This window comes from Afipia dichlorophenoxyacetatis, from assembly GCF_055386385.1.
Window position 1 is genome coordinate 3,610,014 of record NZ_AP029250.1, and the last position, 19,595, is coordinate 3,629,608.

18 protein-coding genes are annotated in these 19,595 nt (G+C 55.9%); 4 read left to right on the plus strand and 14 right to left on the minus strand.

Annotated elements, in window-relative coordinates; all coding sequences use genetic code 11:
* Window positions 1–171: 171 nt before the first annotated feature.
* The 8 genes from ACZ5C3_RS16925 to ACZ5C3_RS16960 all read right to left on the minus strand — a co-directional run bounded on the left by ACZ5C3_RS16925 (window position 172) and on the right by ACZ5C3_RS16960 (window position 10,421).
* Window positions 172–1,107 (minus strand): formate/nitrite transporter family protein, encoded by a 936-nt coding sequence (locus ACZ5C3_RS16925; protein WP_464044176.1) that lies wholly within the window; start codon window positions 1,105–1,107, stop codon window positions 172–174.
* 1 nt (window position 1,108) lies between these two features.
* A complete protein-coding gene (locus tag ACZ5C3_RS16930; RefSeq protein WP_464031470.1) occupies window positions 1,109–2,713 on the minus strand; it encodes an aspartate:alanine exchanger family transporter in 1,605 nt (534 codons plus the stop codon).
* A gap of 29 nt (window positions 2,714–2,742) precedes the next feature.
* Window positions 2,743–3,570, minus strand: a complete 828-nt coding sequence (gene pflA / locus ACZ5C3_RS16935) for a pyruvate formate-lyase-activating protein (protein ID WP_464031472.1) — start codon at window positions 3,568–3,570, stop codon at window positions 2,743–2,745.
* An 11-nt stretch (window positions 3,571–3,581) separates the two neighbouring features.
* Window positions 3,582–5,852 (minus strand): formate C-acetyltransferase, encoded by a 2,271-nt coding sequence (gene pflB / locus ACZ5C3_RS16940; RefSeq protein ID WP_464031474.1) that lies wholly within the window; start codon window positions 5,850–5,852, stop codon window positions 3,582–3,584.
* Window positions 5,853–6,094: 242 nt separating this feature from the next.
* A complete protein-coding gene (locus tag ACZ5C3_RS16945) occupies window positions 6,095–7,006 on the minus strand; it encodes a DUF2950 domain-containing protein (protein ID WP_464031476.1) in 912 nt (303 codons plus the stop codon).
* Between the two features lie 2 nt (window positions 7,007–7,008).
* A complete protein-coding gene (locus ACZ5C3_RS16950) occupies window positions 7,009–8,619 on the minus strand; it encodes a DUF3300 domain-containing protein (protein WP_464038361.1) in 1,611 nt (536 codons plus the stop codon).
* A 118-nt stretch (window positions 8,620–8,737) separates the two neighbouring features.
* Window positions 8,738–9,970, minus strand: a complete 1,233-nt coding sequence (locus ACZ5C3_RS16955) for an HlyD family secretion protein (protein WP_464031477.1) — start codon at window positions 9,968–9,970, stop codon at window positions 8,738–8,740.
* The gene (locus ACZ5C3_RS16960) at window positions 9,963–10,421 is read right to left on the minus strand and encodes a hypothetical protein (RefSeq protein ID WP_464031479.1); all 459 of its coding nucleotides are present in this window, start codon (window positions 10,419–10,421) and stop codon (window positions 9,963–9,965) included. Before ACZ5C3_RS16960 ends, ACZ5C3_RS16955 begins: the two co-directional genes overlap by 8 nt.
* Window positions 10,422–10,575: 154 nt before the next feature.
* On the opposite strand from ACZ5C3_RS16960, the gene ACZ5C3_RS16965 reads away from it, so the two are divergent.
* A complete protein-coding gene (locus ACZ5C3_RS16965) occupies window positions 10,576–11,028 on the plus strand; it encodes a hypothetical protein (protein ID WP_464038362.1) in 453 nt (150 codons plus the stop codon).
* A 56-nt stretch (window positions 11,029–11,084) separates the two neighbouring features.
* On the opposite strand, the gene ACZ5C3_RS16970 is transcribed toward ACZ5C3_RS16965, so the two are convergent.
* The gene (locus ACZ5C3_RS16970; RefSeq protein WP_464031481.1) at window positions 11,085–11,522 is read right to left on the minus strand and encodes a hypothetical protein; all 438 of its coding nucleotides are present in this window, start codon (window positions 11,520–11,522) and stop codon (window positions 11,085–11,087) included.
* Window positions 11,523–11,910: 388 nt separating this feature from the next.
* Here ACZ5C3_RS16970 and ACZ5C3_RS16975 point away from each other — a divergent pair, with 388 nt between their 5' ends.
* Together ACZ5C3_RS16975 and ACZ5C3_RS16980 are read left to right on the plus strand one after the other, a co-directional pair.
* Window positions 11,911–12,801, plus strand: a complete 891-nt coding sequence (locus ACZ5C3_RS16975) for an alpha/beta hydrolase family protein (protein ID WP_464031483.1) — start codon at window positions 11,911–11,913, stop codon at window positions 12,799–12,801.
* Window positions 12,802–12,818: 17 nt separating this feature from the next.
* Entirely contained in the window at window positions 12,819–13,418 is a 600-nt protein-coding gene (locus ACZ5C3_RS16980) for an invasion associated locus B family protein (RefSeq protein ID WP_464031485.1), read from the plus strand.
* A 37-nt stretch (window positions 13,419–13,455) separates the two neighbouring features.
* Here the strand turns inward: ACZ5C3_RS16980 and ACZ5C3_RS16985 are convergent, their stop codons facing one another.
* The 3 genes from ACZ5C3_RS16985 to ACZ5C3_RS16995 form a co-directional block, all read right to left on the minus strand.
* Window positions 13,456–13,830 carry a response regulator transcription factor gene (locus tag ACZ5C3_RS16985; protein WP_464044177.1) on the minus strand — a complete coding sequence of 125 codons (375 nt, stop codon included), beginning with the start codon at window positions 13,828–13,830 and terminating at the stop codon, window positions 13,456–13,458.
* A 107-nt stretch (window positions 13,831–13,937) separates the two neighbouring features.
* A complete protein-coding gene (locus ACZ5C3_RS16990; protein WP_464031487.1) occupies window positions 13,938–14,576 on the minus strand; it encodes a response regulator transcription factor in 639 nt (212 codons plus the stop codon).
* A gap of 9 nt (window positions 14,577–14,585) precedes the next feature.
* Entirely contained in the window at window positions 14,586–16,397 is a 1,812-nt protein-coding gene (locus ACZ5C3_RS16995; RefSeq protein ID WP_464031489.1) for a sensor histidine kinase, read from the minus strand.
* A 293-nt stretch (window positions 16,398–16,690) separates the two neighbouring features.
* Here ACZ5C3_RS16995 and ACZ5C3_RS17000 point away from each other — a divergent pair, with 293 nt between their 5' ends.
* Window positions 16,691–17,353 (plus strand): helix-turn-helix domain-containing protein, encoded by a 663-nt coding sequence (locus ACZ5C3_RS17000; protein WP_464031491.1) that lies wholly within the window; start codon window positions 16,691–16,693, stop codon window positions 17,351–17,353.
* Window positions 17,354–17,402: 49 nt separating this feature from the next.
* On the opposite strand, the gene ACZ5C3_RS17005 is transcribed toward ACZ5C3_RS17000, so the two are convergent.
* Window positions 17,403–18,614, minus strand: a complete 1,212-nt coding sequence (locus tag ACZ5C3_RS17005; RefSeq protein WP_464031493.1) for an acetate/propionate family kinase — start codon at window positions 18,612–18,614, stop codon at window positions 17,403–17,405.
* A gap of 5 nt (window positions 18,615–18,619) precedes the next feature.
* A complete protein-coding gene (locus ACZ5C3_RS17010; protein WP_464031495.1) occupies window positions 18,620–19,579 on the minus strand; it encodes a phosphate acetyltransferase in 960 nt (319 codons plus the stop codon).
* Window positions 19,580–19,595 lie beyond the last annotated feature (16 nt).

Genomic DNA, 19,595 nt, shown 5'->3' on the forward strand with positions numbered 1-19,595 from the left:
CCTCCCCCCAAGGAGCAACATTGATTTCAAAACGGTCTTTCCCAACGCTGGCAAAGAACTGCTGGACGGTCGCGCCCTTCCCGACAGGCATGTCTTTGTTGGGCTCCCAGGTTGCTGAGTTTATCGGCATGGCGATCACTCCATTGCTTTTGGCCAATGCGCGCCGCTCCGCTACTCCCCGGTTGGGCGCTTACGCAGATAGACAAACCAATAAGCCGCGGCGACCATGAATGAGCCGCCAACAATATTCCCAAGCGTTACGGGAATAAGATTGCTTGCAAAGTTGATCCAGGTCAGATCGGGAAAATCTGCCGGCGTTTTGTTGATGGATTTCCAGAAAGCTTCCGGTGCGCCGGCTTTGATGAACAATCCCATCGGAATGAAATAAATATTTGCAATGCAGTGCTCAAATCCGGCGGCTGCAAAGGCAGCCACCGGCGGAAGCGCGGTTACTACCCGATCGATATTGGTCCGGGCACTGAAACACATCCAGACCGCAAGGCACACAAGCGCATTGCATAGGATCCCGAGCGTGAAGGCCGGCACGAAAGACAAAGATGATTTTGCATTTGCAGTGGCCAAAGCGGCAAGCCCAACAGCGCCACCGCCGAACGTGTACTGGGTGCTTAGATACATAAGACCCGCGATCAGAAACGCTCCGGCAAAATTTCCGATAAAGACCAGGGTCCAGTTGAACAAAAGCGCTCGTGTCGCGACCTTGCCACTCGCCCAAGCCATCACGATGAGATTGTTGCCTGTAAAGAGCTCCGCGCCGGCGATGATGACGGCAATGATACCGGCGCAGAACGCCAGTCCTATAATCAATCTGGTAACGCCATAAGGCAAAAAGGCCGTGGACTCTATAACACCGCCGGGAGCACTGGTTATGATCGCTCCTGCCGAAACTGTCGTGGCAAAAACGGCTCCGAACGCGACAAATGCCCCAGCCAGGACGCTCAAGACAAATGCGACCATTGGGTCCAGTTCGGCCCGCCTTATTCCGCTCTCTTCGGCTCGGAGAGCCATCGCAGGAGGCATAATTGCCTCGAAGGTGACGACGACCTGGGGCGGCAGAGGCTCTATGCGGTGTAATGGAGCATCTTTCACGTCATTGCCCCGCACTACTACCAATCGCCAGTAGACCGATAATCTGCACCGCGACAACCTTCACAATGGTCATCGACGGGAAGATCATGGCGTAGCCGATGTCGGGACGCTCGGTCGGGGCCATCTTGGTGGAATAGACGAGGATAGCGGGATTGCCTGTCGCTCCTGACGCGACCCCCACGAGATCATCGTAGGGAATTTTCATCACGTAGTGGCCGACGAGCAGGACGATAAGAACCGTCGTCAACAACACCGCGACGCCGATAAACAGCATCGTCAGACCCGTTTCCGTGACAGTCCGAACGAACGGCTGCCCGGCGTTCACGCCGACGGTCGCAAGGAACATCGCAAGCCCAAAGTTTCGCAAAACGATGTTAGCCGGCAACGGTATGGTCCACAGCAGCGGTCCGGTGCGCCGCAGCTTACCGAGGATGAGAGCGACGATCAGCGGCCCGCCGCCGATTCCGAGGGTGACGACGCCCACGCCGGGAATCGGAATTGGAACGAGACCAAGCAGAATGCCGAGCACCATTCCTAATCCGAGCGAAACATAGCTGAATTCCGCAGTCGCTTTGACACTGTCACCAAAGTGCTTGCGGATTTCCTCCTTCTTATCGGGAGGTGTCAGCACACCGACCCTATCGCCGAATTCCAGCATGAGATCATCGGTCGGGACCAAGTCGGCGTCATAACGACGGACATGCAGGATGTGCGCTGGATAACCTGAAGGCATAGGCAGACGCGAAAGTGGAATGCCGACGACGCCGGCTTTGCCGACAAAGACGCGGATGTAATCGAGGTCCGCTCTGTCGCTTGCCAATCGACCAGGCTCTAGCGTTCCGAGCCGCGCTGCCGCTTTTGCGATTGCATCCTGGCGATCAGCCACCACCAGTACGGCATCGCCGGGGGAAAGGATGGTGTCGGGCGTCGGCACGTAGTTGTGGTTATCCTTTCGGATCATTGTCACCTGCAGATCGCGCAGTTCGTCCTTCGTCAGATCACCAAGCCGATGGCCTGAGAAGCGTTCCCCGATCGAAATTTCTCCCATGTGAAAACGTTGCGCCTTGGGCGGAAATTTCGGTTTCACGATGCGCGTCATGAAGTAGATGCAAAGGATGGGGCCGATGACGCCGAAGGGATAAGCGACCGAATAGCCGATCGATGGATCCTTGTTCTTCACAGTGTCCAGCGCTGCTTGGAGCGTGGCCGTGCTTGTCATCGATCCGGCATAGATCCCGAGCGTGTGGCCGATCTTGATGCCGAAAACGTGTCCCAAGCCAAGCGCGACGAACAGGCCCGCGACACACGCGACCAGCGCAAGCAGATTGTACTTCTGCCCGGCCCCTACCATGCCCTCGAAGAACTGACGCCCGTAGAGGATTCCGATCCCGTAGAGAAACATGACCAGCCCGGTCAGGCCAATCGGTCCGATAATCTGCGCCTTGGGCGCAAAGGCACCAAGTGCCAGTCCGACGAAGAGAACTGCACCAACACCAAGAGAGAAGCCGCCGATGCTGATCTGACCAACGAGATATCCAAGTCCGATTGCCAGAAACGCCGTCAATATCGGTTGGCTGCCAATAATATCTCGAGCAAGGTCCAACATATCTTCCTCCCCGACGTATGATCTCTCCTTCAGCGCGCGCGACACCCCGCAGCCTGGAACTGGCCGATGACACGTTTGGTCAGATCCTTGCTTGCGGGCGGAGTGTCGGCGAGTTTGTATTCAAGCCCCAGAGACTTCCACTTGAAGGCCCCCATCTGGTGAAACGGCTGCACTTCAACCCACTCGACATTCTTCATCGGCGCCACCAACCGGGCGATGCCTTCGACATTCGCCGGATCGTCGGTTGCTCCCGGAACGAGCGTAAATCGGACCCAAACCGGCTTGTTCAAAGAAGCCAGCCGCTCGGCAAAGCGCAGTGTGGGCGCAAGATCTCGACCGGTGACCCGGCGGTAGGTCTCGGGATCCGAACTCTTGATATCGAGCAGCACCAGATCAATCGCCGCTAGATACGACTCGTCTGCCCGGTCACCGAGGAATCCGGAGGTCTCAATCGCCGTATGAAGCCCCATGTCCTTGGCGCCTGCGAATATGCGCCGGGTAAAAGCGAGCTGCACCATCGGCTCACCTCCCGATATCGTCAGCCCACCACCAAGACCGTGAAGCGCCGGGGCGAAATCACCAAGGCGACGAAGCACGTGACTGGCAGAGACATAGGTGCCGTCTTTGAGATGCCAGGTATCCGGATTGTGGCAATACGTGCAGCGTAGGAGACATCCCGACACGAACAAGACAACGCGGAGCCCTGGCCCGTCATAGCGAGATGATGTTTCATAGGAATGGCAATAGCCGAATGCGCCCTCCTCGTCCCTGACGTCCCCTTCATCCGGGGCGTCGGGCGAAATGCCTGCTCGGAGGTCGTAGCGACTTCCGGGCTCAAGCGCCTGCACAGTCGACATTGCAGCACCAGTTAGATTTGGCCGTGGAAAGTGCGGCTGATGACATCCCTCTGTTGTTCTGGTGTGAGGCGAACGAAATTCACGGCATATCCCGAAACTCGAATGGTGAGTTGCGGATATTTGTCGGGATTCTTTATCGCATCTTCGAGCGTCTCCTTATCGATCACGTTCAGATTCATGTGGAATCCTCCCCGATCGAAGTAGACGTCGAACGCCTTGACCGCCTCATCGAGCAACTGTCCTTCAGAGAGGTGCGCCTTTTGGGGCGCAACCGAGACGGTATAGCTGATGCCGTCCTGCGCATCCTTGTAAGGAAGCTTTGCGACGGACAGGCAGGATGCGAGCCAGCCATGGCTATCGCGGCCGTGCATGGGATTCGCTCCAGGACCAAACGGCTCGCCCTTCCGCCGGCCGTCGGGCGTATTGCCCGTCGCTTTGCCGTAGACGACGTTCGAGGTGATCGTGAGCACGCTCTGGGTGTGGGTCGCGTTGCGATACGTCGGATGCTTCCGGATCTTCTCCATGAAGCTGGTGACGATATCCGACGCGATCTGATCGACGCGGTCGTCGTTGTTGCCGAACTGCGGTGTCGCCTTGTTGCCTTCGTCCTGGTAATCGACGATCAGTCCTGTCGCATCTCGGGTGACGCGGATCTTGCCGTATTTCATGGCGGCCAGGCTGTCAGCGACCACTGACAATCCGGCAATTCCGAAGGCCATTGTCCGTAGAATGTCACGATCATGAAGCGCCATTTCCAGGCGCTCATAGAAGTACTTGTCGTGCATGTAGTGGATGCAGTTCATCGCATGCACATAAGTCCGCGCCAGCCATTCCATGGTGGTGTCGAACTTTGACATCACGTCATCATAATCGAGGAAATCGCCGGTGACCGGTGATGTGCGCGGGGCGACCTGGTCGCCGCTCACTTCGTCGCGTCCGCCATTGATCGCATAGAGCAGCGCCTTGGCGAGATTGACGCGCGCGCCGAAGAACTGCATCTGCTTTCCAAGCCGCATTGCTGAGACACAGCAGGCAATTCCGTAGTCATCTCCCCAGAACGGCCGCATCAGATCATCATTTTCGTACTGCAACGATGACGTATCTTTGCTGACCCTCACGCAATACCGCTTGAACGGCTCCGGCATGTGGTTGGACCAAAGCACCGTGATGTTCGGCTCGGGCGCAGGACCAAGGTTGTAGAGCGTGTGCAGCATGCGATAGCTGCTCTTCGTCACCAAAGCTCGCCCGTCGAGATCCATGCCGCCGACGCATTCGGTTGCCCAGTACGGATCGCCGCTGAAGAGCGCGTCATATTCCGGCGTGCGAAGGAACCTGACAATTCGGAGCTTCTGCACGAGCTGATCCCACAGCTCCTGCGCACCGGCTTCATCAAGGACTCCGGCCTTTAGATCACGCTCGATATAGATATCCAGGAAGCTTGAGATGCGGCCAATGGACATTGCCGCCCCGTTCGCCTCCTTGATGGCGCCAAGATACGCCAGGTAAGTCCATTGGAAGGCCTGCTGCGCGTTTTCAGCCGGCTTCGATATATCGAGACCGTAAAGTTTCGCCATCGCGGCGAGATCTTCGAGGGCTCGCATCTGTTCCGACAACTCTTCGCGCTGCCGGATGATCTCGTCGGTCGGCCACATGTCATCGATCTGCGCTCGCTCAGCGCGTTTTTCCTCAAGCAGCCGATCGACGCCGTAGAGCGCGACGCGGCGATAATCGCCGATGATGCGGCCGCGACCATAGGCATCGGGAAGTCCGGTGATGATACCCGAGCGCCGGCAATTCATGATTTCGGGCGTGTAGGCGTCGAACACACCGTCGTTGTGGCACTTGCGATACTTCGTAAAAGTCTCGTGCACAGCCGGATCCGGCTCAAATCCCGCGGCCTTCAGCCCAGCTTCAACCATGCGCAGCCCGCCGAATGGGAAAATCGCGCGCTTGAACGGCTGATCGGTTTGTAGACCGACAATGATCTCGTTGTCGCGATCGATATAGCCGGGCTTGTGCGCCAGCATCGTGGAGGGAGACTGCGCGTCAACCGCCAGCACGCCCTTCTTTCTCTCTTCCGCAAAGTAAGGCTGGAGCTTTGCCCAAACAGCCTTGGTGCGCTGCGATGGTCCGACCAGAAAGTCTTCGTTCCCACTATAGGGAGTTACGTTCCGAATGATGAAGTCACGTACATTGATTGAATTTTGCCAGTCACCTGGCCGGAAGCCGCTCCAGCAATCGCCAGTTTCTGCTTCCTTCCTCACGGCAGCGCTTGCCTTCATGACGGCTCTCCTAGCGACAAAAGGTCAACGCTCCGACACCCGTGGCAAATCATGAATGTCGCAGCAGGCGATAAACTCCACCAAGTATTGCTAAGCAGATTGCTCAACCTTTGATCTAGCTCAAAGAGACGAGCGCGAGATCGAGGGGGATTGATGTGCGATGATAGATAGACGGCGCTATTTGCTCACGCATAGAACTCTCTGTAGCGCGAGGGCTCATGTCCTGCGCGTGCCATGCAAGCCTATTTCGGCTCGACCTTCTTCCATGTCTGGTCCGGATCGAACGATCCCATCCGCTTCGCAATCGCTGCGGTATGATATCCAAGGTCCTTCTGATAGACTGTCCCCGCGTGATTGACGATAAAGGTCATCACGCCGGAATTTCCGTACTCGGCCGGGTATGCGACCAAGGCAAAGCCGCCGATCATTTTGCCCCAGGCGAGGTAGTTGAGCGCACCACCTGGCGCATTTGGTCCCTGACTTTTCAGAATCCGATAGTAATACCCGTGATAGGGAGCTGGATCTTCCCCAACCTTGTAACCTTCGGCCGACGCTTTCGCCGCCAATTCTCCAAGTGGGCTTGGATCGCTGTCATCGCGCCAATAAAGGCCGTCCTTCTTTCCCGGGCTGCTCACAATACGCTGGGCATAGACCCCGCGGCCGGCACCGCGATCTTTCTCTGCATATTCGTTCTGCGCATCCACGTAAGCTAGAGAGGTCTGAATAGCGGCCAGTTCGTTGCGGCCGATCCGGCGATACAGAATTTCTCGTCGGCCGGCAGCCGTATCAAATTTCCAACCGTCAGATCCGTTTTCGAGTGGAATCGGAAATGGAAAGTCGTCTGCGCCGACGATCAAAGTCGCGGTTTTATTTCCCTCCACTTTGATCGAATGTTTCTGGTCATAGGCTGTCGTAAATTTCTGCCGTATTTCGGCATCATCGACATCGTCACCGGACTCGACGATGTCGCCTGAGTCGCGTCCGAGGATCCTACGGATATCTCTTGCTGATCCTGACTTAAGTGCGTCCGCCAACGCCTGTGCAGCGGCCTCCGGCGTCTGAAATCTCTGCTGCGCGAGGGCACTGGAGACGAAGACAACAGACACGACCGCGATGAGTGGACCAATTTTGCCAAGCAATCGATATGATGCCATGACTACATCCCCGCCTTTTTCGGAAGGTGCGCGCCGGCTGCAAGCCATTTCTCGTAGCTGCTGAAGGAAATTCCGAGCTTTTCGTAGTGCACCCTGAGATAGCCGTCGGCTCCACGCTCCACGGCCTGCGGCATCACCTGACGCACTTCCTGCGCAATGACGCCGACGTAAGCTTTGTTGCTGCCGAGATAACTGAACCGGTAATAACCAAGCCCATTGTCCAGGCGACCGAGCAGAACGACATCGTGCTTCAGTGCGAGATCCGATCGCCGTCCGCCGCCTCCACCTCCGCGGAAACCGCCACCTCCGCCGCCACCACGGAAGCCGCCGCCTCCGCCCATGCTCACTCCACCTCCGCGGCCTCCTCCAGCCCCGGCGAAGCTCGCGCGAGACACGCCCGCGCTGGCAAAGCTCTGTCTTCCTCGCGCCGACTGCACATTAGCGGCTCTTCCGGATGAGACATTGCTCAGAGCGCCATCGCGCCCACCGCGCTTCGCTCCGCCTGCAGACTTCTGAGGACGATTTCCAGAGGTCGCGCGATTTCCAGAGGCTGCGCGATTGGCTGCCTTGCCTCGATCTGCACCTGCTCCAGCACGTCCGCGATCAGCCGCACGGTTTGCTGCGCGGTCGCCCGCGCCAGAGCGATCACCTGCGGCAGCCCGATCCTGCCCGGGCCGATCCTGTCCGGGACGAAGAACCTGTTGTCCGTCGCGTCCGCGGAAATCCATCCGGTTCGCGCTTCCCGCTCGCTGAGCATTGTTGCCAAAACGCTGCTGCACGGCGGCATTGTTGTACCGCACGCCTTGCCGGTGCGCCGGATTGTGTTGCCAGTTCCCGCCGATATTGTTGATCGTGTTGGATCGATTGATGACGAAATTCCGGTTGCCCCAGTTGCAGCCGCCGCCCCAGTAGTTGCCCCAACGCGCGATGGCAAAGCCCGCACCGAACGCGATCCCGGTCGCAATAAGTCCTGCTCCGATGTAGGACGGTGCCGCAAAGTAATAAGGCGGATATTCCGCATAGGGCCACGTTCCGTAGACCGTTGCCGGATCATAGTAAGGCACATAGAGCGTATTCGGATCGGTTGGTTCGATGACGATGACCTGCTTGCCCTCCGCCTGCTGCACACTGACCTTCTGTTGTTTGGTCGTTACCAACTTATCGTTGGATTGAGCTTTGGCGCGCAAGCGTTGAACCGCGTCCATGACATCCGGCTGCTGAGCCAAAACCGCATCGCCCAGATCCTTCGTCCAGTCGATCTTCTGGCTCATCATGGTGAGCACGTCCGGAGTACTCACCAGCGCCTTGACGCTGTCATCCCACTGCTGTTTATCGACCTCTGCTTTGAGCTTGTCTCCTTTGAGCGTCTTTCGCTCTCCAAGCCATCGGTCAGCCTGCACCACCTCCAGCGGATATGTCGATGCAGCCAGCACATTTGCAAGCAACGCATCCGGATAAAGCGCAATTGGCGCCACAAGCGCTTCAAGCTGCGCTGGCTTGAGCGCTTGCTCGTCCGGTGGAGGCGGTGTGGCGGCTTTATCCTGAGCGCGCACCACAGAGGGTACCGCAAATAAAAGAGCGAGAGCGATCAACAGCCTTCCGCAGTACAGCATGCGAACCTCCGTACGCATTCGCGAATATGCGTGGTAGGTGCTACTCGCATAACGGACGAACAAGGTTTTTGACTTGGATCAAAAGCCACAGCTGAAGCTGCGACCGCGTCAGCACCGGTTAATGCCCACTAAAGACCAGCGTTTTGAAAGGAAGGATCAATGCCTGAATGCGAAGCAACATCGCATGTACGACACCTACCGCGTCGACCGCATGCAAGGCCATGCCTTTCACCGTGCTGACTTTGCCCGACGAGATCAGATCGTGATTGCTGGTGTAGGCGTTAACGATACAGCTGCTGCCAGCCGTGACGCCAGCCAAACCGTCTTTGTACAACGGCTCGAGAAGCACGAATATTGTCCCCGGACGTGAAATTGCCTGAACATCAAGCAACTGTTCGCCTCCTCGGAACTGACCCGCCGCGATATAATCCTGCACCCCTGTAACGATCATCGGAATGACCGTCCATGGCTTGGAGACACAGGTCGCCTCGGCGATCATGCCAGGTTTCAACACCTGCGCTTCGATCTGGCCAAAGCCAGCCTGCAATATTCCCCGACCTGCGTCCTCCGGAATTAATATTCCAGCGGGCCGCATCAATGGATTCACCACATCGCCAACACGAAGTGTGAATTGCTCCACCTTACCGCTGACACCAGCCCTGACGGATGTCTTCTCCAAATCAACTTGAGCCTGCGCCAATGCGGCTTCAGCGCTTTCCCGTTCCGCTGGCAATAAAGTCGTCACACGAGACATCGTCGATTCCCTCGTCGCCATGGCGGCATCAATACCGCCCTGCCGCCCCTCCACAATAACCTGGAGTTTTTCAATATCTCGTTGCGGAACGATACCGGGGTTGCGGCGCTGCAGTTCACTCTTTACGTCCAGTTCATCTTTGGCCTGCTGATAAGCGCTCCTCGCTTCCTGGATCTGCGCATCCGCTTTTAAGAGGTCTGCCCGCGTGGATACGACTTCAGCATCGACTTCGGCGATTTTCTTCTTGGCGACGTTCAAGGCAGCCTCTTGCTTGGAACTATCGAGCTTGAAAATGAGATCGCCCTTCACAATAGGATCACTGAAACCAGCGTGAACCTCTGCGACACGCCCGTTGATCTCCGGCAGTATCGGAATGGTTCTGAAGAGCAGAGCCGCGCTCGTCGTGGAGGGATGGAAATAAAAGATGAGGGTAATCAACGACACCGTGAGCAGCAGACAGGCGCTTATTCCCCACCTCAGCTCGAACCAGACCGAATAGAATGTGATTTCCTTGCCGATCCGTTTGCCCTGAGCATAACGGCGATATAGATAATCCGGGACAATCGTCAGCAGCGAACAGAGCATGAGTTCAAGCATGGCTGCGCTCCTCCTCCTTCGGACCGCGTATCGAAGGTTTTCCCTCGACGGAATGAGAGGCCGGAACGACATTCTCTGCCCCGGCCTCATCTCTCGTTACGCCATCGCCTTTATCCGCTATTCGCTCGACAGATCCGGCGATACTCCGAAGAGGCGTTCCAAAATCTGGGATATCGATGAACGCCAGCAGCAATGCCGCGATCCAGAACAGATGGATGTGGGTGAAGAGCGCCAGCAGGCCGAGAATTGCGACAATTTCGAACTGCAGCTTTTGAGACTTGTGGGCGATCCGCTCAGGCAGGCTGTGTAGCTTCAGATAGAAATTCCCGATCCAGAGCACCGCGGCAATGAGCAGGATGCCGACCGCAACCTGCAGCCAATCCGTCTGATCTGGGGCGGTGATGAAGAACGGCAGATGGTGGGGCGCCATGGAATGAAGTTGATCGCTCACCTGAAAGCACTCCACAGACTGCGCTTATGAACCTTCACAGTCCAACCGTGCGGCTTTCCCGGCAGCCCGGTTTGATTTGGATCAAGAGGAAGCGTTCAGCCTACACACTATGCTCGCCGCTCTAGACTTCACTATGAACCTGAGAAAACTCGATATGCCGGTTAATATCGATCAGCTATTGCCTTCGGCCGCTGAAATTCAGCGCCAAGCGGCAATCCAAGAGTCCGAGAAAGCTGAGCTATACACGAAGAGAGCAGCGGCGGCAGAAGCGGAAAAGCTCGCGCTCATCGAAAAGCTCAGTCAACCTTCGGGGCTTTCTGAGGATCAAAAAATCCAGCTCGCATCATCGGTCATTCAGCGCGCGGTCCGAAATGGCCTTTCGGAAGTTCAAGTCTATCGCTTTCCAAATTCCATGTGCACCGACCATGGGCGCGCGATCAATCAGCAAGAAGCAGGCTGGGAAAAGACTTTGACAGGTATCCCTCAGGAGATTTTCCAGTTGTGGTCGGACTATCTCCAGCCGCGAGGCTATCGAATCCGATATCAAACCGTCGATTTTCCCGGCGGCATGCCGGGCGACATCAGCATCGTTATCGCGTGGGATTAACTTGCGAGTGGGATCGTCCGCACCTGAGCGCCCGAGAATAGGTTGTCGATTGGCCGTTATTCCAAGGAGATCGTTACGCCGCTCGCTGCAGCGGACACTTCGATGCCGACCTTTCCTCCGTGCAATTGTAAGATCACCCCCCTCGCATTTTGCAATTGCACGCTTCCCGCTCCGCCCACCAATGCTCCGCCAATGCCCATGGCGCTGTAACTGCCGGCGATATCGCCCGGCGACCGGAGGTTTAGTGCACGACCGGTCAGCTGATTGGCCGATATACCGGCTGTTAAACCAACACCCAGACCAGTCACCTTGAATGGGTAGGTATGGCCCCGATACTTCAGGACTCCGCGCCCACTTCCTACACCGACAATAAAGCCCACCTTATTGAATGAGACCTGTACAAGGCCTGTGCCGGCCTCAGAGGGATTCGGCAGGCCGAACACTGAAAGTGCAAAAACAACAGCCTGAAAGGCCCTGACTCTCGCGGCTTTCATAGGATACTCCCCTGCCTTGGTGGCCTAGATCTCAACGATCTCTTCAGCGCTGAATGCTTTCGCCAAGTTCTTATCCGCCAAGTCCAAATCGCGTGGTCGCCACCACTACGCTGAGGCTGCAACGGCGAGTTGATTCAAATCAAACCAGCTCTGAAGCGAGCCAACGCGCCCGCCCGCTTGCGTTCCAGCAAGACTCCTGAGATGCGGTGGAGATCATCCTGAACTCCCAGAATATCTGTCGCGCGTCTCTGTGGAGGCGCAAAACTTGCCGCTTTGTCGCTTGATCTGAATCAATAGGACCTGAGGCATACGGACGTCCGATTTCAGCCATCTGTATCGCTGCTGTGGGAAGCGATAACCTACAGCTCTGAAGCTCACGGAGGCTGCTATGTGCGCACAGCTTTTCCTGAGGCCCGGATTTGCTCTCGCACTGATCGTATCCGCGACAATGTCACCCGCCTTTGCGGATGACAAAAGCCAGCAGACCCAGATTCAGGAAGAGATCTGGGCACTGCCGCTTCCTTTACCGATGTTTGCCTATGTGGTTCGACCTCGGGGGGATGGCCCTTTCCCGCTCGTTGTCATGAATCATGGCGTCGCTCTTCAGGCCAAGGAACGAGGCTTCTTTCCCCTCGTGGAGTTTAGAGATGCCGCAATGTGGTTTGCGCGGCGCGGTCACCTTGTTGTGGCACCGGTCGGTTCTGGATACGGCGCCGCGGCGCACGATATTCCCGAGCGCGGGATATACGGTCCGTTCTTTTCGAAGATAGGAAATTGCCAAAACCCCAATTTCCACGATGCCGGCCTTGCCGTCGCCCTGGTCGACACCTGGATCATCGACTACATGGCCACTCAAAAGATGGCGCACCCCAAGAACGTTATCGTCGTAGGCCAATCGGCTGGCGGGTGGGCTGCCCTCGCTCTTTCAAGCAGGAACCCTCCAGAGATTCGGGCGATCATCACGTTTGCCGCTGGCCGCGGTGGACGGGTTAACGGCAAGCCGAACAACAATTGCGCGCCTGACAAGCTGGTCGAGGCCACCGCCGAGTTCGGTCACACTGCACGAACGCCGACCCTGTGGATCTACGCCGAGAACGACACTTTCTTTGGTCCCGCGCTCACGAAACGTATGCATGACGCCTACACCGGCGCCGGCGGAATCGCCGAATACCGAATGCTTCCTCCGTTTGGAGACGACGGTCACTTTCTCATCGGATCGGCCGATGCGATTCCGCTTTGGGAGCCAATAGTCACTCAATTCCTCGATCGTCATCGGTAATCGGCGGAGGATCGCAAATGGCCATGCACATCCGGTGCAAATACTCCCTTTCTCCCCCGTTGATCCTGTTGACCGTTTTATCGGCCATTCGCCTTGTACATGGTCAGCCAATCACCCCAGAAGCGAAGGTCCCGAGCTCGGTGGAATTCGCGCCTCGCGGACAGCGCTTTGCCGGAGAGATCAAGTATGGAGAATGGCAGAAGTTCTGCTTCAAACCCGCGGGCACCAACGCAGTCTGCCGAACGACGATCAGCGGAACATATGATACAGGTCAAACGGCTGTTCGGATTGATCTTGTGGAACGCCAAGGTGAGGCCACTGCTCGGCTTCAACTGTTTTTGCCGGTGGGAGTTTATCTCCAGCCAGGTGTCACTCTCATCGTTGACCAAGGGCGCTCTTACCAGGTCCCATACGTCTGGTGTTTAACCAATGCTTGCATTGCGGCTGATTTGGCGAACGTCTCGCTTCTTAAAGAAATGGAGACCGGAGACGTGCTTCAATTGCGTGTTGTGGACACAAGCATCATCTCCGTTACGACGCAGATCCCCCTCAAGGATTTCGCGAACACTCGGTTCAAGGAAGCAACAAAGACTTTCGAACAGGCGATCGATGAGTAGGCATCTCGCTGAAGCTACTTTCAAGATCTCTGACGAGCTATGCGAAACTCGCTGACGCTCTTTCTATCGGTTCGATTAGCGCATTTGCAGGGAACGGCTTGCGAAGATAGGCAATGCAACCAGCCTCCTTGGCCGCCATTCGTGTCGCATGGTTGTCTTTCCCCGTGATAAAAATCACCGGCAGGGAAATGCCTGATGCGCGAAGCCAATGACGCACCTCGATGCCCGATTCATCATTGAGGTTGATATCCAGAACGATGCAGCAAGCCTGATCAAAGTCGTTGCACTGGTGAAATGCTTTGGCGGATTCGAAGAGAACACTTTCAAAGCCGTGCTCCCGCAAAAGGCGCTTTAAGCCTTTCAACAAGCCAGGGTCATCATCGACGACAATTACAGTCCTCGGTTGAGGCACAGACGAGCCTCCTCGAACGACGCTTCAGCGGTATTGGATAAGCCGAATGTGAGACATCTCCTATTGTCTCTTGGTACAACATGAACCTAGAAACATTCGAAATGGAACTATTTCAGTTCTGCGCGCGATCGGTTCGTTGAGAGGATACCGGCTCTCTCGGCAACAGAGACCAACTCGGCAAGGGATTGGACGCGCATCTTTTCCATAACCCTGTGCCGATGTGCCTTGATGGTACGCTCCGTCGCTCCGAGTTGGATCGCGATTTGCTTGTTAATCTTTCCTTGCACCACAAGCTCAAAGACTTGCCGCTCCCGAGGAGTCAACGCCCTGATTTGCGAATGCAGCACTTCAAGTTTATCTCTTAAGCCTCGCATTTTTTCGTAACGCGCCATGGCATGCTCGATCGCGCGTAGCAATTGATCGGATGAGACTGGCTTTGTGAGAAAATCATCAGCCCCTGCCTTGATCGCTTCAACCGTCGTGGGAATGTCACCGTAACCGGTGAGAAAGATAATCGGCAGCTCTAACCCAAGCGAACCGAGCTGATGCTGCAACTCCGGACCGCTCAGGCCTGGAATTCTTACATCCAAGAGAATGCAACCGGCATGATGATCGTCCGGAAGCTTGTCAAGCAGCTGTTGGGCAGAGGAATATGTGGACACCTCGTATCCAGCTTTCCGCAACCGCCGCTCCATTGCCGTTCGAAACGAGGCATCGTCATCGACGATATGGATCGTCCCCTCCATCGCCTCCTCCTAAGGTTGTGCTAACGGCAGCGCAATACGGAACACGGCGCCACCTCCGGTCTGATTTTCCGCCCAGATTCGTCCCTTGTGGGCCTGCACAATTGTCCGTGCGATCGAGAGCCCAACGCCCATTCCTTTATGCTTCGTCGTGAAAAAAGGATCGAATATCTGATTGAGTTTATCGGCGGGAATTCCCGGACCAGAGTCCGAAACCGAAACGATTACCGTCCCATTGCCATCAATCTCAGTCTTGCCAATCAATGCCTTGCCATATGGCATGCTGGACATCGCATCCATTCCATTGACCATCAGGTTTATAATCACCTGCTGGAGTTGAATTATGTCACCATTGACCTTCAATTCCCCGGGCGCCAACTTCAAATAGAGTGCAACATTCTGCGAGCTTCCTTGCACTGATAAAAACTCGAATACGTCGTTCATCGTTGCATTGATATTGATTGCCCTGACTTCGAATGGGACGCGCTTCAATAAGCTCCTCAGCCGGGTAATGACTTCACTGGCCCGCAAGTCGTCCCGTTTAATATCTGCCAAAATCTCCTCGATCTCCTTGAGATCTGGCGAGGATGATTGGAGAATAATCTCCGCCGTTTCTGCATTTGTGAGAATGGACCCCAGCGGCTGATTGAGCTCATGCGCAATTGAAGACGACAACTCACCAGCGGCAGCTTGCCTATTGGCATGTGCCAATTCTGTCATTCGATTCCGCGCCTCAGTCTCGGCACTGCTGCGCTTTTGCCTTTCTTGAAGCAGACCGGAGATGAGCATTGCCTGAACAAGCATCGCGGCGGCGATTGCAATACTCTGCCACCGATATTGCTCCCAAAACGTGGGATCCCGGAATCGAACTTCGCTGGCTTGCGGCAGCGAAGATTCGTCAACACCCCATTTACTCATTTCCCGCCAGTTGAAGATTGGCTTAACCGCATCGCTCAACGTCGCTATCGGGATTTTTCCCGGGTCTTCACCATCGAGGACGCGAAGTGCCTGCGATGCTGCATCTGCCCCTATCCGCGACGGCACTAAAACAAACCCGCCCACGCCGCCGCGTTCGAGAAGCGTTTCGGATGCCACAATGATTGGACGATTTGCCTTCTCGGCGATAAGCCCAAGGGCGACACCTGGAGGGTAGTGCGCGCCTTCGCCATCGGAATACACGGAGGTATAAAGAATGGCGCTACGATCATCCAGGTTCGCAACGCGTCTTCTGATTTCCGTCATGGTGAAGCCGACAATCTCTTCTATCTGAAGTCCCTTCGCCGCCCTGGGTATCTCATCTTGCCAGCTACCAAACACGATTTGGCTGTTCCAAGCATCGCCTACAAACACAACTCGATTAAGATCCGGAACGACAGCCCGAGCCGCTATCAATTGGTCCGATAATCGGATTGTTATTAAGCCCCCAGTCATCGTTGACGGCGGCTTGAGCCTGGCAATGTCCCCCTCGTTCACCATCGTGAAAACGACCGGAACGTCCGGCCACAGTTCCGCCCGCCAGTTCAGGACGTGCTGCAGTGTCGCTGCCCCTATCGCAACGATAACCCCGATCGGCGCATCTCGATATTTGACGCGCAGGTGACTGCGAAGACTTTCTTCATAGGGTTCTCCATTGAATCTGCTGAGATCGAGGCTCTCCGTATAGAGCGTAATATGGGAGCGCCCCTCTGCATTTATAGTTGCACGAATTGCCGAGAACACGTCGTAATAGAACGATCCGCGCAGATCAGATTGGTCCAGGACTAAGATGGATCGCGGCCGCAGTTCACCTGCCGCCACATCAATGGGCGCCAGCAACATAGCCATACAGAAAGCCAGCTCCCTGATCCGGATGGACATGACAGTGACACGCCCCAGACCTCGATGCTCAAAAGCTAGCACGGCAGGAACCTTGAGAACACGCTTACCTGTCCGCGTGCTCTACCGATCGAAAGCTAGATAGGCCAGCAACACTGTCCTTTCGATATTGTCCCTTCGGACAATGTCTCTTAAGCCAATAGCTCCAAGATCAACCTTCATCCTAGATGACGCTGGCGAAAGACGGGCCAACCACGCCCCCGCCCCACGCAACGAGATACGTTCAAACAGGGAGTCGATCCATGTTTGCCGAACTCCATGCTCATTCGAAGAACCGGCCCGTCCTGGGCTTTAGCACCTCCGAAACAAAGATTGTTCCCACTGAATTCAAGTATTGCAAAGGGACGGAGATTTACGGCGAAGCAGAACCCGCAGACTATGTCTATCAAATCGTCGATGGAGCCGTTCGAAGTTACAAGTTGTTGTCTGATGGCAGACGTCAGATCGGCGCTTTTCATCTCATCGGCGACGTGTTTGGCCTTGAGAATGGTGACGTCCATCGATTCACTGCCGAAGCAATCGTCGACACGACTGTTCGATTAGTGAGGCGCATCAATCTCGAACACGTCGCGGAAGAAGACATTGTCGTCGCGCGTAACCTTCTGAGTATGACGACGACAAATCTTCGGCACGCGGAGGATCACATGCTTCTGCTCGGGCGAAAAACATCGCTGGAGCGCGTAGCTGCCTTCCTTATCGAGATGGACCGCCGCCTGACCGCCGCAGGGGTCATAGCACTCCCCATGTGCCGTCGTGACATCGCTGACTATCTCGGCCTTACCCTTGAAACCGTATCCCGCGCTCTTTCCTATCTAAACGAGAAAAGAATCCTGGGATTCATCGGTCAAAACCAGCGACAGATCATCTTGCTCGACAGGGGGCAGCTCGCACAGCTCGATCTCTGACTTGAACCTCTGTCGCGGCCGCGGGCGCAAGCATCTAAAATTCACCCGCCTATGACGCTTTCGTTTGAGCCACGACGGGCTGTCCTATAGTCCGCAACATTGACAAAGTATGCTTGGCGATCATCAATTCTTCGTCCGTTGGTATAACGTAAACAGGCATCTTCCCTGGTTGTGAGATCTTGATCGCATGTTTGGCATTCTCTGCCGGATCAAGTTGAATGCCGAGCCATCCCAACTTTTCGGCAATACGCTGGCGAATAGCGGATGAATTCTCTCCGATCCCCGCCGTAAATACCATTGCGTCTACACCCTCCAACGCTGCCGCCAAAAGGCCCACATTGAGCGATGCGCGATAGACAAAGTAATCGACCGCGAACTTGGCGCGAGAGTCACTGCTATCGAGCAACACCCGCATATCGTTGCTCACCCCGGACAACCCTTTCAAGCCGCATTCTTTATAGAGAAAGCTTTGCACTTCCGACGGCGACATTCCCTTCGTTGTGAGAAGATACAACACGACGCCCGGGTCCAATTGACCCGGCCGCGTTCCCATCGGCAATCCGTCAAGAGCGGTAAACCCGAGTGTACTCTCAACACTTCGCCCGCCTGAAAGAGCGCACATGGAGGCCCCACTTCCGAGATGGGCAACGATCACCCGTCCTGTCGCGATGTCGGGTGCGCGCTCCGGAAGGACACTGGCGATATATTCGTAAGAAAGACCGTGAAATCCGTACCGCCGTACGCCTTCGTCGTATAATTTTTGGGGAATCGCAAAATAATCCGCGACCTTTCCGTGATTGCGATGGAATGCCGTGTCAAAGCACGCGACTTGAGGAAGATCAGGAAAGTTGGCCAGTAAAGACCGAATTGGTGCCAAATTGTAAGGTTGATGCAGAGGGGCAAGCGAAGTCAATTTTTCCAACTGGTCGACAACCCCTTGATCGACGACAGTTGGCTTGTCGTAGGCTGCTCCGCCATGAACCACACGATGCCCGACCGCAACAGGCGTCACACGAAGTTCATCCCGCAACCAACCGCCTGCAACGGCTAACGCCGCCGAGACATCTGGAATATTTGCGATTGGATAAGCCCGCTCAGCGACAACTTCACCATTCACGTTTGTCGCGCGAAGGCGGGGCCGGCTCCCAATTCCATCGACTTGCCCTTTAATCTGGCGTCGCGGATTTCCATCGGGGCTGACCGTGAAGATTTGAAACTTCACGCTCGATGACCCTGCGTTGACGACCAAGATCGTATCCATGGAGTTCACGCGGCTACGGTTGCTGCGCGGCGACGGCGCGCATCGGCATAGAGGGTCGCAACTGCACAGGAAGCTATTCTCGACCGCAGGGAATCGGCACGGGACGTCAGCACAATGGGCACCCTTGCACCGAGAACGATCCCCGCCCCATCCGCATGAGCAAAGTAGGCAAGGTTCTTCGCCAGCATGTTTCCGGATTCTAGATCGGGCACAACCAGAATTTGCGCCCGTCCCGCAACCTCCGACTTTATGCCCTTAATCCGCGCAGCTTCCTTGTCTACAGCATTGTCAAACGCCAGCGGTCCATCGAGCAGCCCGCCCGTGATCTGTCCGCGGTCCGCCATCTTGCAGAGGGCCGCGGCCTCAATTGTCGACGGAATTTTTGAAGTTACAGTTTCGACGGCAGAGAGAATGGCCACGCGCGGCGACGCGCCGAACCCGGCTTGATTATAGAGATCAATCGCATTCTGAATGATATCCCGTTTGCAATCCAGATCTGGAGCAATATTGATCGCTGCATCCGTGACAAAGACGGTCTCTGTATATGCCGGCACGTCCATGACGAAGACGTGGCTAATTCTCCGTTCCGTCCGCAGTCCGGTCTTGGCGGTAACGCTGCGCATCAATTCATCGGTATGAAGGCTACCCTTCATTAGCATCTCGCCTTTCGCAGCATGTATCATCTCGACCGCTTTTGCAGCCGCAGCCTCGCTGTGCGGTGTATCGACAAGCTCATAGCCGCTGATATCGATGTTATGCGTGGCCGCAACGCTCGACATTTTCCCGACCGGCCCCACCAGTATCGGCGTGATAATGCCGGCGTTGGCCGCGTCCGCGACGCCTCGAAGCGAGCTTTCATCACAGGGGTGCACGACAATCGTCGTTGCCGCTGGAATGGCCTTGGCCGCGGCAATCAGGCGATCATACTTTACGTGAGGTCGGCTCTCACCTGACGCTACGCTCATTGCTGCCTCCATTGAT

What these genes read in the sequence shown, in the direction of transcription:
- ACZ5C3_RS16930 (WP_464031470.1), bottom strand. Translation starts at nt 2,713, where the DNA reads ATGTTGGACCTTGCTCGAGATATTATTGGCAGCCAACCGATATTGACG.
- pflA (WP_464031472.1), bottom strand. Translation starts at nt 3,570, where the DNA reads ATGTCGACTGTGCAGGCGCTTGAGCCCGGAAGTCGCTACGACCTCCGA.
- pflB (WP_464031474.1), bottom strand. Translation starts at nt 5,852, where the DNA reads ATGAAGGCAAGCGCTGCCGTGAGGAAGGAAGCAGAAACTGGCGATTGC.
- ACZ5C3_RS16945 (WP_464031476.1), bottom strand. Translation starts at nt 7,006, where the DNA reads ATGGCATCATATCGATTGCTTGGCAAAATTGGTCCACTCATCGCGGTC.
- ACZ5C3_RS16950 (WP_464038361.1), bottom strand. Translation starts at nt 8,619, where the DNA reads ATGCTGTACTGCGGAAGGCTGTTGATCGCTCTCGCTCTTTTATTTGCG.
- ACZ5C3_RS16955 (WP_464031477.1), bottom strand. Translation starts at nt 9,970, where the DNA reads ATGCTTGAACTCATGCTCTGTTCGCTGCTGACGATTGTCCCGGATTAT.
- ACZ5C3_RS16965 (WP_464038362.1), top strand. Translation starts at nt 10,576, where the DNA reads ATGCCGGTTAATATCGATCAGCTATTGCCTTCGGCCGCTGAAATTCAG.
- ACZ5C3_RS16970 (WP_464031481.1), bottom strand. Translation starts at nt 11,522, where the DNA reads ATGAAAGCCGCGAGAGTCAGGGCCTTTCAGGCTGTTGTTTTTGCACTT.
- ACZ5C3_RS16975 (WP_464031483.1), top strand. Translation starts at nt 11,911, where the DNA reads ATGTGCGCACAGCTTTTCCTGAGGCCCGGATTTGCTCTCGCACTGATC.
- ACZ5C3_RS16980 (WP_464031485.1), top strand. Translation starts at nt 12,819, where the DNA reads ATGGCCATGCACATCCGGTGCAAATACTCCCTTTCTCCCCCGTTGATC.
- ACZ5C3_RS16990 (WP_464031487.1), bottom strand. Translation starts at nt 14,576, where the DNA reads ATGGAGGGGACGATCCATATCGTCGATGACGATGCCTCGTTTCGAACG.
- ACZ5C3_RS16995 (WP_464031489.1), bottom strand. Translation starts at nt 16,397, where the DNA reads ATGGCTATGTTGCTGGCGCCCATTGATGTGGCGGCAGGTGAACTGCGG.
- ACZ5C3_RS17000 (WP_464031491.1), top strand. Translation starts at nt 16,691, where the DNA reads ATGTTTGCCGAACTCCATGCTCATTCGAAGAACCGGCCCGTCCTGGGC.
- ACZ5C3_RS17005 (WP_464031493.1), bottom strand. Translation starts at nt 18,614, where the DNA reads ATGGATACGATCTTGGTCGTCAACGCAGGGTCATCGAGCGTGAAGTTT.
- ACZ5C3_RS17010 (WP_464031495.1), bottom strand. Translation starts at nt 19,579, where the DNA reads ATGAGCGTAGCGTCAGGTGAGAGCCGACCTCACGTAAAGTATGATCGC.